The organism is Rahnella woolbedingensis, from assembly GCF_003602095.1.
Lineage (GTDB): Bacteria > Pseudomonadota > Gammaproteobacteria > Enterobacterales > Enterobacteriaceae > Rahnella > Rahnella woolbedingensis.
Genome location: NZ_RAHH01000017.1, coordinates 21,389 through 35,425 on the forward strand (window position 1 = coordinate 21,389; position 14,037 = coordinate 35,425).

Sequence of the window (14,037 nt, forward strand, 5' to 3'; positions counted from 1 at the left end):
TGAGACGTCCGTATGAGTATAACTATAGACCATCAGCCCGACAGAAATAAGCCGTCAGGCGCGATGGGTAAATACGGAGTCAACTAACCCGTACTGTACAGCCTCATCAGCCGACAGGAAACGGTCACGCTCAGTGTCACGCTCTATTTCTTCAAGAGTTTTACCCGTATGTTTCGCCATCAGCTCATTCATACGTGATTTCACTTTCAGAATTTCTTTCGCGTGGATCTCGATGTCCGTCGCCTGGCCCTGGAAACCGCCCAGTGGCTGGTGGATCATCACACGTGAGTTTGGCAGACAGAAGCGTTTGCCTTCTGCACCGGCGGTCAACAGGAATGCCCCCATTGAACACGCCTGCCCCATACAAATGGTGCTGACGTCCGGTTTGATGAACTGCATGGTGTCATAAATCGACATACCGGCAGTGATCACGCCACCCGGCGAGTTGATATAAAGGTAAATGTCCTTTTCCGGACTTTCTGCTTCCAGGAACAGCATCTGGGCAACAATCAGGTTAGCCATATGGTCTTCAACCTGACCTGTCAGGAAGATGATGCGTTCCTTAAGCAGACGGGAGAAGATGTCGTATGAACGTTCGCCCCGTGAAGTTTGCTCAACCACCATGGGTACCAACGCCATGTTTGGTGCAAATTGCTCTCTTTCACCACTGTATGACATAACCGTCTCCTAATAGATTCTGTTTGGCGCTCTTTAAAACCGATTCTACTTGAGATAGGCACACATGACTATGCTCAAGCGGCCAAGTCGCCATTTACACGCCTGACGGTCTTTATCAGTCAGATTTTAACTACAAATTTACCTGGGTTCGTTCTTATCAATTGGGGGATTTAGCCCCTTTTTTCAAGCCTGCAGGAATATTTCTTTTTCTCACGCTCTCCAAAACCCTGAAAAAACCATTCTGGAGGAGCTTAGTGTGAGGTTTCTACGTCGGCGGTGCCTTATATTGATAAATATAGTGCAAAAACAATAGTCAAAAACTAAAAATAGCTGATTTAAACAAATAAAAAGCCCGCAGTAAAAACTGCGGGCTTAAGCAGCAAACCTGTAAACAGGTTCAGCAACGTGCATAAATTTATGCAGGTTGAGTCTGGTTCATCAGCTCAGTAAAGGTAGTGGCTTTTTCAGTCACTTTCGCTTTAGACAACAGAGTTTCGACCGCTTGTTCTTCCAGAGCGACGTTGCGCATGTTGTTCATCAGCTCTTTGTTTTTGCTGTAGAACTCAACCACTTCTTGTGGATCTTCGTACGCAGAAGCCATTTCTTCGATCAGCGCTTTTACGCGATCTTCGTCAGCTTTCAGTTCGTGCTGGCTGATCACTTCGCCCAGCAGCAGACCGACAACAACGCGACGTTTAGCTTGCTCTTCGAACAACTCACGTGGCAGTTCCAGCGCTTGTTTTTCGTTGCCGCCGAAACGTTGTGCAGCCTGACGACGCAGAACATCGACTTCGCCGTCGATGAGTGCAGCTGGCACGTCGATTTCGTTAGCGCTGACCAGACCGTCGATTGCCTGAGTTTTGATGCGGTTACGAACAGCACCTTTCAGCTCGCGTTCCATGTTTTTACGCACTTCAGCACGCAGACCTTCAACAGAACCATCAGCCACGCCGAAACGTTTGATGAATTCTGGCGTCAGTTCTGGCAGTTCGCGCTCTTCAACTTTCTTCAGAGTGATAACGAACTTAGCTGCTTTCCCTTTCAGGTTTTCAGCGTGGTAATCTTCCGGGAAGTTCACGTCGATAGTGAATTCTTCACCCGCTTTGTGACCGACCAGACCTTCTTCGAAGCCTGGGATCATGCGGCCCTGGCCCATAGCCAGTACGAAATCAGAGGCTTTGCCGCCTTCGAAATCTTCACCGTCGATAGAACCGGAGAAATCAACAGTTACGCGGTCTTCAGCAGTGGCTGCAGCGTCAGTTTCTTTCCAGTCAGCTTGTTGCTTACGCAGAGTTTCCAGCATGGTATCAACATCAGCGTCGTTAACTTCAACAACCGGTTTTTCAACTTCGATGTTTTCCAGATCTTTCAGCTCAACTTCCGGGTACACTTCGAATTCTACGGAGAAATTGAAGTCTTCACCTTGCTTGTACTCACCCGGGATGTAGTTAGGTGCGCCAGCCGGATTGATTTTTTCTTTGATGATCGCATCAACGAAATTACGTTGCATCAGATCACCCAGCACGTCCTGACGTACTGAAGCGCCGTAGCGCTGTTCGATGATGTGGCTTGGTACTTTGCCTTTACGGAAGCCGTCAATACGTACTTTTTTAGAGACGTTGATCAGTTCACTGCTCACTGCTTTTTCAATGCTTTCAGCAGGAACAGTAATCGTTACGCGGCGCCCAAGGCCTTGAGTGGTTTCAACAGAAACTTGCATCTTGTTACCTCAAAAAAAAATCACAGTGCTCGGTCAACTCCAGAAGTCGTTCTCAAAATGAGAAGCAGCATCGAGTGCGCGAACTTACCTTGAAAACGACTTCTAAGAACCGGGACAGTTCTGTATCAGAACGTAGCCCTGTATTCGAGAGCGTCCGAAACCATTCCGGAAAAATTAGACGCGACATTATAGCGATGCAGACGCATTGAGTCGAGGACGGTATCTGTTACGCGGGAGGAAACTCACACGGGAATCGATCCTTCGAAAAAAGCGGTCATTGCATTGGCTTTTCACCTTGCCGTCTGTCCGTCAGAAGAAAAACAAAAACGGCCCGCGGGCCGTTTCTTGAAATTCGCATCTACTAATACCGCATCTGACAAGGAAAGTTCCAGTCTTACCGTCTCAAACACCGATATTTATGCCTTTTGTGAATCAAATCGTGACTATTACGCCATTGTGCCCGCGCCACGACAAGGTGGAGAAGCGGGAACCGTATCCTGCAAACCCTCCCATTCTTTCAGGGTATAGGTATGGAGTGCCAGTGCATGAACGCTGCCCGCCAGTTCTTCTGTCAGTCTTCCATAGATTGCACGATGACGCGCCAGGAAACGCTCGCCGATAAACTTATCGGACACCATCACGACTTTAAAATGGCTCTCGGAGCCTGCCGGGACATTATGACGATAACTTTCGTCAGTCACTTCCAGAAACGCAGGTTCGAATGCTTCAACTAATTTTGCTTCTATTTGCTCACGAATCATAGCAATCTCCTTACACCGCATCAGCTGAGAACTGCGTCTGTCTGGTACATCTGTCTCTCTATAATGATAGGCTGCTTTCCGGACATATGGATGCCAGAACAATAAATTTCTGCTGTGGATTGATAAAAACGCCACTCAGCCTGTCAAAGCTGATTCTGTCAAAGAATGCGCAGCTTCGCCACGGGTGATGGCAACCATCCGCGGCTTTACTGTGACTTTGCTGAAAAAAAGCGCAAAAAAGACGTTTTCCGGATTTTTGGGACTTCCCCCGGAAAATGGCAATGTTATGATGTCGGCAAAATTTTGAGCACTATTCCCTTATTAATATTGAGAAAATACACATGCTAAAGAAAATTATTTTCCCGGTTCTGGCTATGCTGATGCTGGCCGGTTGCGCCACCAGCACTAACACGCTGGATGTTTCTCCGAAAATTGTTCTGCCTTCACAGGATCCTACCCTTCAGGGCATTACTATCAGCATCAACGGTGCTGACCAGCGTCAGGATCAGGCACTGGCGAAAGTTAACCGTGACGGTCAGCTGATTTCGCTGACGCCTTCCCGTGACCTGCGTTTCTTGTTGCAGGAATCGCTGGAGAAACAAATGACTGCCCGTGGTTACATGGTCGGCGCTGACGGTGCGGTAGATCTGCAAATCGTCGTGAACAATCTGTATGCAGACGTTCAGGAAGGTAACCTGCGTTATAACATCACCACCAAAGCCGATATCTCTATCATCGCAACGGCTAAAAATGGCAGCAAACAGGTGAAAAACTACCGCTCGACGTACAACGTTCAGGGCGCACTTTCTGCGACTAACGCGAAAATCACCAACGCGGTTAACACCACTCTTGGCGATGTCATCAGCGACATGGCTTCAGACACCAGCATCAGCGACTTCATCAAAGCCAACGCACGATAAGTTTCTGCTGTAAGAGTGATCACTTCTGCCCGGCTTGTCCGGGCAGAATGCTTTCTCAAGCATGTGATTGTCTTTTCCGATAAGCATCCCTTCCTTTATTATGCGTATGCGCCACTCTCTCACCGGTTCGCAGGAACAGAATTTTAATGAAAGGTCAGTACTTCAAGATTTTCACGCAGCGTAATACCCTCATTCTGCTGCTTCTGGGGTTTGCTTCCGGCTTGCCACTGGCGCTGACATCCGGCACGTTGCAGGCCTGGATGACAGTGGAAAACGTCGATCTGAAGACGATTGGGATTTTCTCGCTGGTCGGCCAGGCTTACGTTTTCAAATTCCTGTGGTCACCGATGATGGACCGTTATACGCCCTCTTTCCTCGGGCGCAGACGCGGCTGGCTGATACTGACGCAACTCCTGCTCGTCGTGGCGATTTTCGCGATGGGATTTATGGATCCCTCGAAAGATTTATTCTGGCTGGCGTCGCTGGCGGTGCTGATTGCCTTCGCTTCGGCGTCTCAGGACATCGTATTCGACGCCTATAAAACCGATTTATTGCCACCGGAAGAGCGCGGGAACGGCGCGGCGGTTTCCGTACTGGGCTACCGGCTGGCGATGCTGGTTTCCGGCGGTCTGGCATTATGGCTGGCGGATCGTTATCTCGGCTGGCAGCACATGTACTGGCTGATGGCGGGTCTGATGTTCATTGGCGTCATTGCCACTCTGCTGGCGCCGGAGCCTGAAAACTCGCAACCGGCACCGCGCACTATCGAAATGGCCGTGGTTGCGCCGCTGAAAGACTTTTTTGGCCGTAACAATGCCTGGCTGATTTTGTTGCTCATCGTGATGTACAAAATGGGCGATGCTTTCGCGGGCAGCCTGAGCACCACGTTTTTGATCCGCGGCGTCGGGTTTGATGCCGGGGAAGTCGGGCTGGTAAACAAAACCCTCGGCCTGACCGCCACTATTTTCGGCGCACTGTTTGGCGGGATGCTGATGCAGCGTCTGAGCCTGTTCCGCGCGCTGATGTTATTCGGCATTTTGCAAGGCATATCAAACGCCGGTTACTGGCTCCTTGCCGTTACGGATAAAGATTTAATCACCATGGGCACGGCGATTTTCTTCGAAAACCTGTGCGGCGGTATGGGAACAGCCGCCTTTGTCGCGCTTTTGATGACTTTGTGTAACCGCTCGTTCTCAGCCACCCAGTTTGCTTTGCTCTCAGCGCTGTCTGCCGTGGGCCGCGTATATGTCGGGCCCATTGCAGGCTGGTTTGTAGAAGCCTACGGCTGGCCGTGGTTTTATCTTTTCTCCATTGTGGCGGCGGTTCCCGGTCTGTTGTTACTGGCCGTTTGCCGACAGACGCTGGAATACACGCAAAATACCGACAGTTTCCTGCCACGCATTCACTTTGCAAAATCCTACCGCTGGGCGCTGCGCTGCCTGCTGGCGGGCAGTCTGCTGCTGGTCCTCTGGCTGGTCACGCTGATTGCGGACAGTGCGGGCTGGGCATCTTGGCAAGCTCTGGCGACGATATTGCTGGAAACAGGTGCCGTCATTTGCCTGACTGGTGTTATTTTAGGCAGTCTGCTCGACTTTTTATCTCTGCGTCGTACCGCACGTTCATGATTTAACGCCATTCATATGAAAATGAGTGGCGCATTTCATTTAACAACTGCTCAATAAACAACACTCAATAATTTAAATTCAGAAAAAAGAATATTTCGCTGGATAATTTTTCTCGCTCGCTTTTTGTTGATTTTATTTCACTCACTTTAAACATTAATTTAACATTAATTAAACCTATCGATCAGATAATGGCCGGCGATAATAATGGGAAAATCTGTCACCCCTTGTTTTTCATCACTATAGAAAAAAATCTATACGCAACATATTGTTGCCCGATGTAAATTGTCACGATCCGTGACATGTGTGACTGCGTTAACATAAAGTGTCAACAGCGGCTTGACACTTGTTTAAGCGTGTTTACAGTCCTGCAACCTTCCCGTAAAATGCCCGCACACCTGAAGCGACAATAGAGCCCTAGTTATTGAGGTCGTTAGATGAGACTTAAGAAATACAATAAAAGTATTGGGATGTTGTCCTTATTTGCCTCCGCGTTATTGTTGAGCGGTTGCAATACGGCATTGATGGATCCCAAGGGAGCAATTGGACTCGAGCAGAGAACGCTGATTTTAACCGCTATCGGTTTAATGCTGATCGTTGTTATACCAGTTATTATCATGGCGCTTGCCTTTGCGTGGAAGTATCGTGCTTCCAACACAAATGCAAAATACAGTCCTGATTGGTCCCACTCCAACAAAATTGAAGCCGTCGTCTGGACAGTTCCAATTATTATCATTGCCATCCTGGCAACGATTACCTGGAAAACCACCCACTCGCTTGATCCGTTCAAGCCAATCGTGACTGACGAAAAACCGATGACGGTTGAAGTCGTTTCTCTGGACTGGAAATGGTTGTTCATTTATCCGGAACAGGGCATCGCTACCGTTAACGAACTCGTCATTCCTAAAGATGTGCCGGTTCAGTTCAAAGTCACTTCTGACTCTGTGATGAACTCGTTCTTTATTCCTCAGTTAGGCGGGCAGATTTATGCGATGGCCGGTATGCAGACTCAGTTGCATTTGATTGCAAATGAAGCCGGTACCTATAAGGGCATCTCAGCAAGCTTCAGCGGCCGCGGCTTCTCTGGCATGAAGTTCAACACGATTGCGACTCCAACCCGTGCCGATTTCGACACCTGGGTAGCGAAAGTGAAAAGCGCACCGAACCAACTGGCAACCACTGATGACTTCAACAAACTGGCAGCACAGAGTATCGACAACCCGGTCGAATACTTCTCTGTTGCAAAACCAGGCTTGTTCAAAGAAATCATTGGCAAATACTCCATGCATGACATGAAGGCAGCGCCAGAAGGTCACACCATGCCAATGCCAGCCGGCAGTGACATGAAAGGCATGGATATGGGTGGACAGTCTCACGCAGCCGGAGCCGAGGAATAAACGATGTTCGGAAAATTAACGCTTGATTCGGTTCCGTATCATGAACCGATTATCATGGTCACAGTTGCCGCGATTATCATCGGTGGCCTGGCAGTAGTTGCCGGCATCACCTATTTCGGTAAGTGGAAGTATCTGTGGTCCGAGTGGCTGACCTCCGTCGACCACAAAAAATTAGGTATCATGTATATCATTCTGGCCTTCGTCATGCTGTTGCGTGGCTTTGCCGATGCCATCATGATGCGTAGCCAGCAGGTTCTTGCTTCTGCAGGTGAACCGGGCTTCCTGCCACCTCATCACTACGACCAAATCTTTACCGCGCACGGCGTAATCATGATCTTCTTCATGGCGATGCCTTTCGTAATCGGTCTGATGAACGTGGTTGTTCCTTTGCAAATCGGTGCGCGCGACGTTGCGTTCCCGTTCCTGAACAACGTGAGCTTCTGGTTTACCGCCGCTGCTGTCGTGCTTATCAACATCTCTCTGGGTGTGGGTGAATTCGCACAGACCGGTTGGTTGGCCTATCCGCCACTGTCAGGTAAGGAATACAGTCCGGGGGTCGGGGTAGATTACTGGATCTGGAGTCTCCAGATATCCGGTATTGGTACCTTGCTGACCGGTGTTAACTTCTTTGCGACCATCCTGAAGATGCGCGCACCGGGTATGCCGCTGATGAAAATGCCGGTATTTACCTGGGCCGCACTGTGCACCAACGTGTTGATTATCGTGTCCTTCCCGATTCTGACCGTGACCATTGCACTGCTGACTTTAGACCGTTATCTGGGCACCCATTTCTTCACGAATGATATGGGCGGCAACATGATGATGTACATCAACCTGATTTGGGCCTGGGGCCATCCGGAAGTGTACATTTTGGTTCTGCCAGTATTTGGTGTGTTCTCGGAAGTTACCGCAACCTTCTCCAAAAAACGTCTGTTCGGTTACACCTCGCTGGTATGGGCAACCATCGCCATCACCGTGTTGTCGTTCGTCGTCTGGCTGCACCACTTCTTCACCATGGGTTCAGGCGCTAACGTCAATGCCTTCTTCGGCATCATGACGATGATCATTTCTATCCCGACTGGGGTAAAAATCTTCAACTGGCTGTTCACCATGTACCAGGGCCGCATCACGCTCAATGCTGCGATGCTGTGGACCGTTGGCTTCATCGTCACCTTCTCCGTAGGGGGTATGACCGGCGTGCTGCTGGCTGTTCCGGGTGCTGACTTCGTGCTGCACAACAGTCTGTTCCTGATTGCCCACTTCCATAACGTTATCATCGGTGGTGTGGTCTTCGGTTGCTTCGCAGGTCTGACTTACTGGTTCCCTAAATCCTTCGGCTTCACGCTGAACGAAAAATGGGGTGTGCGTTCATTCTGGTTCTGGATCATCGGCTTCTTCGTTGCGTTCATGCCACTGTATGCGCTGGGCTTCATGGGTATGACCCGTCGTGTCAGCCAGAACATCGATCCTGAGTTCCACCCGCTGCTGGTTGTTGCGGCATGCGGTGCAGCGCTGATTGCTATCGGTATCCTCTGCCAGCTGATCATGATCTTCGTCTCTGTTCGCGACCGTGACCAGAACCGTGATCTGACCGGTGACCCGTGGGGTGCTCGTACTCTGGAGTGGGCAACCTCTTCTCCTCCTCCGTTCTACAACTTCGCTATCGTGCCGCAAATTCACGACCGTGATGAGTTCTGGGACATGAAAGAGAAAGGCACTGCTTACAAACAGCCTGCTAAATATGAACCGATTCATATGCCACGTAACAGCGGCGCCGGTTTCATCATCGCTATGCTGAGTCTGGTTTGTGGTTTCGCATTAATCTGGGATATCTGGTGGCTGGCTGCAGTAACCTTCATTGGCCTGGCTGCGACCTGGATTGCGAAAAGCTTCGACGAAGATGTTGATTACTACGTGCCAGTTGAAGAAGTGGAACGTATTGAAAACCAACATTATGAACAAATCCGTAAAGCAGGTGTGAAACATGGCAACTGATACTCTGACCCACCACGATGAGGCCCATGCTGAGCATGGGCACCACGATGCAGGTGCAACCAAAGTCTTCGGCTTCTGGATCTACCTGATGAGTGACTGCATCCTGTTTGCGAGCCTGTTCGCAACGTATGCAGTACTGGTAAACGGGACCGCTGGCGGTCCCTCTGGTAAAGACATTTTTGAACTGCCGTTCGTGCTGGTAGAAACCTTCTGCCTGCTGTTCAGTAGTATCACTTACGGCTTTGCAATGCTGGCCATGAACAAGGGAAACACCGCTGGCGTTAAAGGCTGGTTGTTCCTGACATTCCTGTTCGGTTTAGGCTTCATCGGGATGGAACTCTATGAATTCCATCACCTGATTGCTGAAGGCTTTGGCCCGCAGCGCAGTGGTTTCCTGTCTGGCTTCTTTGCGCTGGTCGCGACCCACGGTCTGCACGTGACCTGTGGTCTGATTTGGATCCTGACCATGATGGTTCAGGTTTCTCGTCGCGGTCTGACTGAAGTTAACAAAACCCGTCTGATGTGTCTGAGCCTGTTCTGGCACTTCCTGGACGTGGTGTGGATCTGCGTGTTTACCGTTGTTTATCTGATGGGAGCGATGTAATGAGTCATTCTGCTACTTCCCATGGTGGCGCAAGCCACGGCAGCCTGAAGTCATACGCTATTGGCTTCATCTTGTCGGTTATCCTGACGGTGATCCCGTTTGCCATGGTCATGACCGACACGGCATCACATTCACTGATCCTGGGTACCGTGGTTGCTTCCGCAATCATCCAGATCGTTGTCCATCTGGTGTTCTTCCTGCACATGAATACGTCGTCGGAAGAGCGCTGGAACCTGGTGGCACTTCTGTTCACCGCTGTGATTATCTTTATCGTCGTTGTGGGCTCATTGTGGATTATGTATAACCTCAACCTCAATATGATGGTCAGTTAAAGAGCCGAGCTGCACGTGATGATTAAGCAATACCTGCAAGTAACGAAACCAGGAATTATTTTCGGCAACTTAATTTCTGTCATCGGGGGATTCCTCCTTGCTGCCAAGGGCAGCATCGACTTCCCACTCTTTCTCGCCACTTTGGTGGGTGTTTCGCTGGTTGTCGCATCGGGTTGTGTATTTAACAACTTTATCGACCGCGACATCGACCGGATCATGGAAAGAACGAAGAACCGGGTCCTGGTGAAAGGGCTTATTCCGCCGAAAACAAGCCTGGTTTACGCGACCATTCTGGGTATTGCGGGCTTTGCGTTGTTGTATATCGGAGCAAATCCGCTGGCGATGTGGCTGGCAGTGATGGGCTTTGTGGTTTATGTCGGCGTTTACAGCCTGTACATGAAACGCAACTCGGTATACGGCACGTTGATCGGCAGCTTGTCTGGCGCAGCGCCACCGGTTATCGGTTACTGCGCCGTTTCAGGCCAGTTCGATACCGGTGCCCTGATCCTGCTTCTGATTTTCAGCCTGTGGCAGATGCCGCATTCGTACGCGATTGCCATCTTCCGCTTTAAAGATTATCAGGCAGCAGGCATCCCGGTTCTGCCAGTGGTGAAAGGCATCTCCGTCGCCAAACATCATATTATCGTCTACATTCTGGCGTTTATGATTGCGACGCTGATGCTGACCCTGAGCGGTTACGCAGGTTATAAATACCTGGTTGTTGCCGCCGCTGTCAGTATCTGGTGGCTGGGCATGGCACTGAAGGGTTACAAAACGGAAAACGACGTGGTGTGGGCGAGAAAACTATTTGGTTTCTCCATCATCACTATCATGTCGCTGAGCTTCATGATGTCCGTGGATTTTAATTCTGCACCGACATCGTTGCTGACCTACGTTTGGTAACACTCAATTTCAGTGTAACGCTCTGAAATCATAGCGAAAGGCCAGTAGCAATACTGGCCTTTTCTTTTGCTCTGTCTCTCAGGCAAATCCCGTAATATCTGTTAAAGATCCATCGTTTTACCCAGGCCGGCTTAATCATTAAACTGTCGGATTGTTATTTTGAGGTAGTAATGTGAATGATAACCAGATGACCCCGCAGGAAAGCCGGGCTACATGGGGACTAGGGACTGTATTTTCTTTGCGCATGCTTGGCATGTTCATGGTTCTGCCGGTGCTGACCACCTATGGCATGAAACTTTCCGGCGCCAGCGAAACACTGATAGGCATCGCCATCGGTATTTACGGACTGTCACAGGCTGTTTTCCAGATCCCATTTGGACTGCTTTCTGACCGCGTTGGCCGCAAACCACTGATCGTCTTTGGTCTGGTCATCTTCTGCATCGGCAGCATTGTGGCTGCATCAACCGAATCTATCTGGGGCGTGATCATTGGTCGTGCCCTGCAAGGCTCCGGCGCAATTGCCGCCGCCGTAATGGCTCTGCTTTCTGACCTGACCCGCGAACAAAACCGCACAAAAGCGATGGCGTTTATTGGCATCAGCTTCGGCATTACCTTTGCGATTGCGATGGTGCTTGGCCCTATCATCACTCACGCCTGGGGCTTACATGCCCTGTTTTGGGCAATCGCGGTACTGACCATTCTCGGCATCATTATTACCCTTGCCGTGGTGCCCTCCCCTGCCACTCATATTCTTAACCGTGAATCGAGCATGGTGAAAGGCAGTTTCGGCAAAGTGCTGAGCAACGCCAAACTGCTGAAACTGAACTTCGGGATTATGTGTCTGCACATATTACTGATGTCGAGTTTTGTGGTGTTACCGCAGGTGATGGAACATGCCGGATTCCCGCCGAGTGAACACTGGCGTGTCTATCTGGTGACCATGCTGACCTCTTTTGTTGCCGTCATTCCGGTCATTATCTATGCAGAGAAAAAACGCCACATGAAACAGGTTTTCATGGGCTGCGTCGCGGTATTGCTGCTGGCGGAAATCGTGCTGTGGTCGGCGGGTCTGCATTTATGGGCAGTGATTGCCGGTATCCAGTTATTCTTCCTGGCGTTCAACGTGATGGAAGCGATTCTGCCCTCGCTTATCAGTAAAGAATCGCCTGCGGGCTATAAAGGCACCGCGATGGGTCTTTATTCCACTAGCCAGTTTATCGGTGTGGCGATTGGCGGCAGTTTAGGCGGTTATGTTTACGGACACGCGGGAGCCGGTGCAGTATTTCTGGTCTGTGCGGCCATTGCCGTAGTCTGGCTGCTGGTCAGCTCCACCATGACCGAACCGCCTTACGTCAGCAGCCTGCGCATTACCTTGTCGGAACTGGCAGTGAAAGACTCCGCACTTCAGGCACGCATCCTCGCCCAACCCGGCGTAGCAGAAGCTGTAGTCGTACCGGAAGAATTCAGCGCCTACGTAAAGGTCGATACCAAACAAACCAACCGTAAAGCCCTCGAACAGCTGGTCAGCGCCGCCTGATTTTAGCATCAAAAGGTGTGCCTCTGAAAATGGCACACCTTTTCATTTTTATACCCGCCCCTGTGACACCCCTCACTTAAAAAAACTCAATACCCGTTATCCTCAGGAATTCCTTAACAAAAATTTTTGTCAGTGATGACGGCTTGCGGGCCTTTTGAGGATCTCATGAAAACATATGCTCTCGTTGGCACCGGCGGTCGCTCGGGTTTATACATTGAAGCGATCAGCGGCAAATACCGCCACAACGCAAAATTTGTGGCCTTCTGTGATACAAACCAGACGCGAATGGATTACGCGAACTGCCAGTTAGAGCAGAACGGCATCGCCCGGGTATCCACCTGGAAAGCCGCTGATTTCAATACGATGCTCGACGAAACTAAACCGGATATCGTGATTGTCACCAGCATGGATCGCACGCACGACGATTACATCGTCCGCGCCCTGCACGCCGGATGTGATGTCATTACTGAAAAGCCGATGACCATCGATGAACAGCGCGCGCTGCGCATTCTGGATGCCGTGGACGCCACGGGTTATCAGGTACGCGTCGCCTTCAACTATCGCTATGCGCCACATCACAGCAAACTGCGTGAACTGCTGATGCAGGAAACCATCGGCGAAGTGCTGTCCGTACATTTTGAATGGTTGCTCAATACCGAACATGGCGCAGATTATTTCCGTCGCTGGCATCGTGAAAAACGCAATTCCGGCGGTCTGCTGGTGCACAAATCCACCCACCATTTCGACCTGATGAACTTCTGGCTGAACAGTACGCCGGAGAAAGTGTATGCCCAGGGCGACCTGCGTTTTTACGGCAGAGAGAATGCAGAGAAGCGCGGCGTGACAGAATTTTATCCGCGTGCGCATGGCTATCCACAGGCGGCGAAGGATCCTTTTGCACTGCACATGGAAGACAGCGCCCAGCTCAAAGCGCTGTATCTGGATGCTGAGCATGAAGATAATTATTTCCGTGACCAGAGTGTGTTCAACGATGGCATAAACATTGAAGATACGCTGTCGGTGCTGGTGAAATATCAGAATAAAGTCCAGCTGACTTATTCGCTGAACGCGTATCTGCCGTGGGAAGGTCTGAACGTGGTGTTCAACGGCACCCAGGGCCGCATTGAGATGAAAATCGTCGAGATGTCTTACGTGAATGCCGGTGGCAAACGTGAAAACGAAGGCAGCATTGAGAAAGCAGAAATCACGGTTTACCCGTTATTTGCAGAGCCCTGGAAAGCAGAATTCCAGCTGGGAGAAGGCGGTCACGGCGGTGGCGATAATGCCATGCTGGAAGACTTATTCGGCGAGCGCAAAGATGATCCGTTAAAGCGCGCCGCCGATCACCGCGCCGGAGCGATGTCGATCCTCACCGGGATTGCCGGGAATCTCTCGATGCAGCACGACAAACCGGTTTACTTTAAAGACTTCGAACTGGTGAAAAGACTGCGCCAGCCGAAATAACCCACAAAAAAGGGACGCATTGCGTCCCTTTAACGTACCCGCTAGCCAAAGTAATTCGTGTTGCAGGAAGGCGGCCAGCGAAGCCATCCCGATGAGCTTACTCA

The 14,037-nt window shown here is 50.4% G+C and carries 12 protein-coding genes; 9 read left to right on the plus strand and 3 right to left on the minus strand.

Annotated elements, in window-relative coordinates; translation table 11 throughout:
• Positions 1-54: 54 nt before the first annotated feature.
• The 3 genes from clpP to bolA form a co-directional block, all read right to left on the minus strand.
• Entirely contained in the window at positions 55-678 is a 624-nt protein-coding gene (gene clpP / locus D6C13_RS15040; RefSeq protein WP_056771081.1) for an ATP-dependent Clp endopeptidase proteolytic subunit ClpP, read from the minus strand.
• A 415-nt stretch (positions 679-1,093) separates the two neighbouring features.
• On the minus strand, positions 1,094-2,398 hold the full coding sequence (gene tig / locus D6C13_RS15045; RefSeq protein WP_120133538.1) for a trigger factor: 1,305 nt from the start codon (positions 2,396-2,398) through the stop codon (positions 1,094-1,096).
• Between the two features lie 446 nt (positions 2,399-2,844).
• Positions 2,845-3,159 (minus strand): transcriptional regulator BolA, encoded by a 315-nt coding sequence (gene bolA, locus D6C13_RS15055; RefSeq protein ID WP_013576642.1) that lies wholly within the window; start codon positions 3,157-3,159, stop codon positions 2,845-2,847.
• A 341-nt stretch (positions 3,160-3,500) separates the two neighbouring features.
• Here bolA and D6C13_RS15060 point away from each other — a divergent pair, with 341 nt between their 5' ends.
• The 9 genes from D6C13_RS15060 (at position 3,501) to D6C13_RS15100 (ending at position 13,933) form a co-directional block, all read left to right on the plus strand.
• Entirely contained in the window at positions 3,501-4,079 is a 579-nt protein-coding gene (locus D6C13_RS15060; RefSeq protein WP_113876144.1) for a lipoprotein, read from the plus strand.
• Between the two features lie 146 nt (positions 4,080-4,225).
• On the plus strand, positions 4,226-5,704 hold the full coding sequence (gene ampG / locus D6C13_RS15065) for a muropeptide MFS transporter AmpG (protein ID WP_120133539.1): 1,479 nt from the start codon (positions 4,226-4,228) through the stop codon (positions 5,702-5,704).
• Positions 5,705-6,138: 434 nt separating this feature from the next.
• Complete coding sequence (gene cyoA, locus D6C13_RS15070; protein WP_120133540.1) at positions 6,139-7,098, plus strand: cytochrome o ubiquinol oxidase subunit II; 960 nt, start codon at positions 6,139-6,141, stop codon at positions 7,096-7,098.
• 3 nt (positions 7,099-7,101) lie between these two features.
• Positions 7,102-9,093 carry a cytochrome o ubiquinol oxidase subunit I gene (gene cyoB, locus D6C13_RS15075; RefSeq protein ID WP_120133541.1) on the plus strand — a complete coding sequence of 664 codons (1,992 nt, stop codon included), beginning with the start codon at positions 7,102-7,104 and terminating at the stop codon, positions 9,091-9,093.
• Entirely contained in the window at positions 9,083-9,697 is a 615-nt protein-coding gene (locus D6C13_RS15080; protein WP_120133542.1) for a cytochrome o ubiquinol oxidase subunit III, read from the plus strand. Before cyoB ends, D6C13_RS15080 begins: the two co-directional genes overlap by 11 nt.
• Entirely contained in the window at positions 9,697-10,029 is a 333-nt protein-coding gene (locus tag D6C13_RS15085; RefSeq protein ID WP_013576648.1) for a cytochrome o ubiquinol oxidase subunit IV, read from the plus strand. The genes D6C13_RS15080 and D6C13_RS15085 overlap by 1 nt, the downstream gene beginning before the upstream one ends.
• Positions 10,030-10,047: 18 nt before the next feature.
• Positions 10,048-10,932 (plus strand): heme o synthase, encoded by an 885-nt coding sequence (cyoE, locus tag D6C13_RS15090; protein ID WP_112287502.1) that lies wholly within the window; start codon positions 10,048-10,050, stop codon positions 10,930-10,932.
• 172 nt (positions 10,933-11,104) lie between these two features.
• Complete coding sequence (locus D6C13_RS15095) at positions 11,105-12,469, plus strand: MFS transporter (protein WP_167458035.1); 1,365 nt, start codon at positions 11,105-11,107, stop codon at positions 12,467-12,469.
• Positions 12,470-12,634: 165 nt separating this feature from the next.
• A complete protein-coding gene (locus tag D6C13_RS15100) occupies positions 12,635-13,933 on the plus strand; it encodes a Gfo/Idh/MocA family protein (RefSeq protein WP_120133611.1) in 1,299 nt (432 codons plus the stop codon).
• Positions 13,934-14,037 lie beyond the last annotated feature (104 nt).

Excerpts from the sequence above, each read along its gene's own strand:
- clpP (WP_056771081.1), bottom strand. The coding sequence starts at position 678 with ATGTCATACAGTGGTGAAAGAGAGCAATTTGCACCAAACATGGCGTTG.
- tig (WP_120133538.1), bottom strand. The coding sequence starts at position 2,398 with ATGCAAGTTTCTGTTGAAACCACTCAAGGCCTTGGGCGCCGCGTAACG.
- bolA (WP_013576642.1), bottom strand. The coding sequence starts at position 3,159 with ATGATTCGTGAGCAAATAGAAGCAAAATTAGTTGAAGCATTCGAACCT.
- D6C13_RS15060 (WP_113876144.1), top strand. The coding sequence starts at position 3,501 with ATGCTAAAGAAAATTATTTTCCCGGTTCTGGCTATGCTGATGCTGGCC.
- ampG (WP_120133539.1), top strand. The coding sequence starts at position 4,226 with ATGAAAGGTCAGTACTTCAAGATTTTCACGCAGCGTAATACCCTCATT.
- cyoA (WP_120133540.1), top strand. The coding sequence starts at position 6,139 with ATGAGACTTAAGAAATACAATAAAAGTATTGGGATGTTGTCCTTATTT.
- cyoB (WP_120133541.1), top strand. The coding sequence starts at position 7,102 with ATGTTCGGAAAATTAACGCTTGATTCGGTTCCGTATCATGAACCGATT.
- D6C13_RS15080 (WP_120133542.1), top strand. The coding sequence starts at position 9,083 with ATGGCAACTGATACTCTGACCCACCACGATGAGGCCCATGCTGAGCAT.
- D6C13_RS15085 (WP_013576648.1), top strand. The coding sequence starts at position 9,697 with ATGAGTCATTCTGCTACTTCCCATGGTGGCGCAAGCCACGGCAGCCTG.
- cyoE (WP_112287502.1), top strand. The coding sequence starts at position 10,048 with ATGATTAAGCAATACCTGCAAGTAACGAAACCAGGAATTATTTTCGGC.
- D6C13_RS15100 (WP_120133611.1), top strand. The coding sequence starts at position 12,635 with ATGAAAACATATGCTCTCGTTGGCACCGGCGGTCGCTCGGGTTTATAC.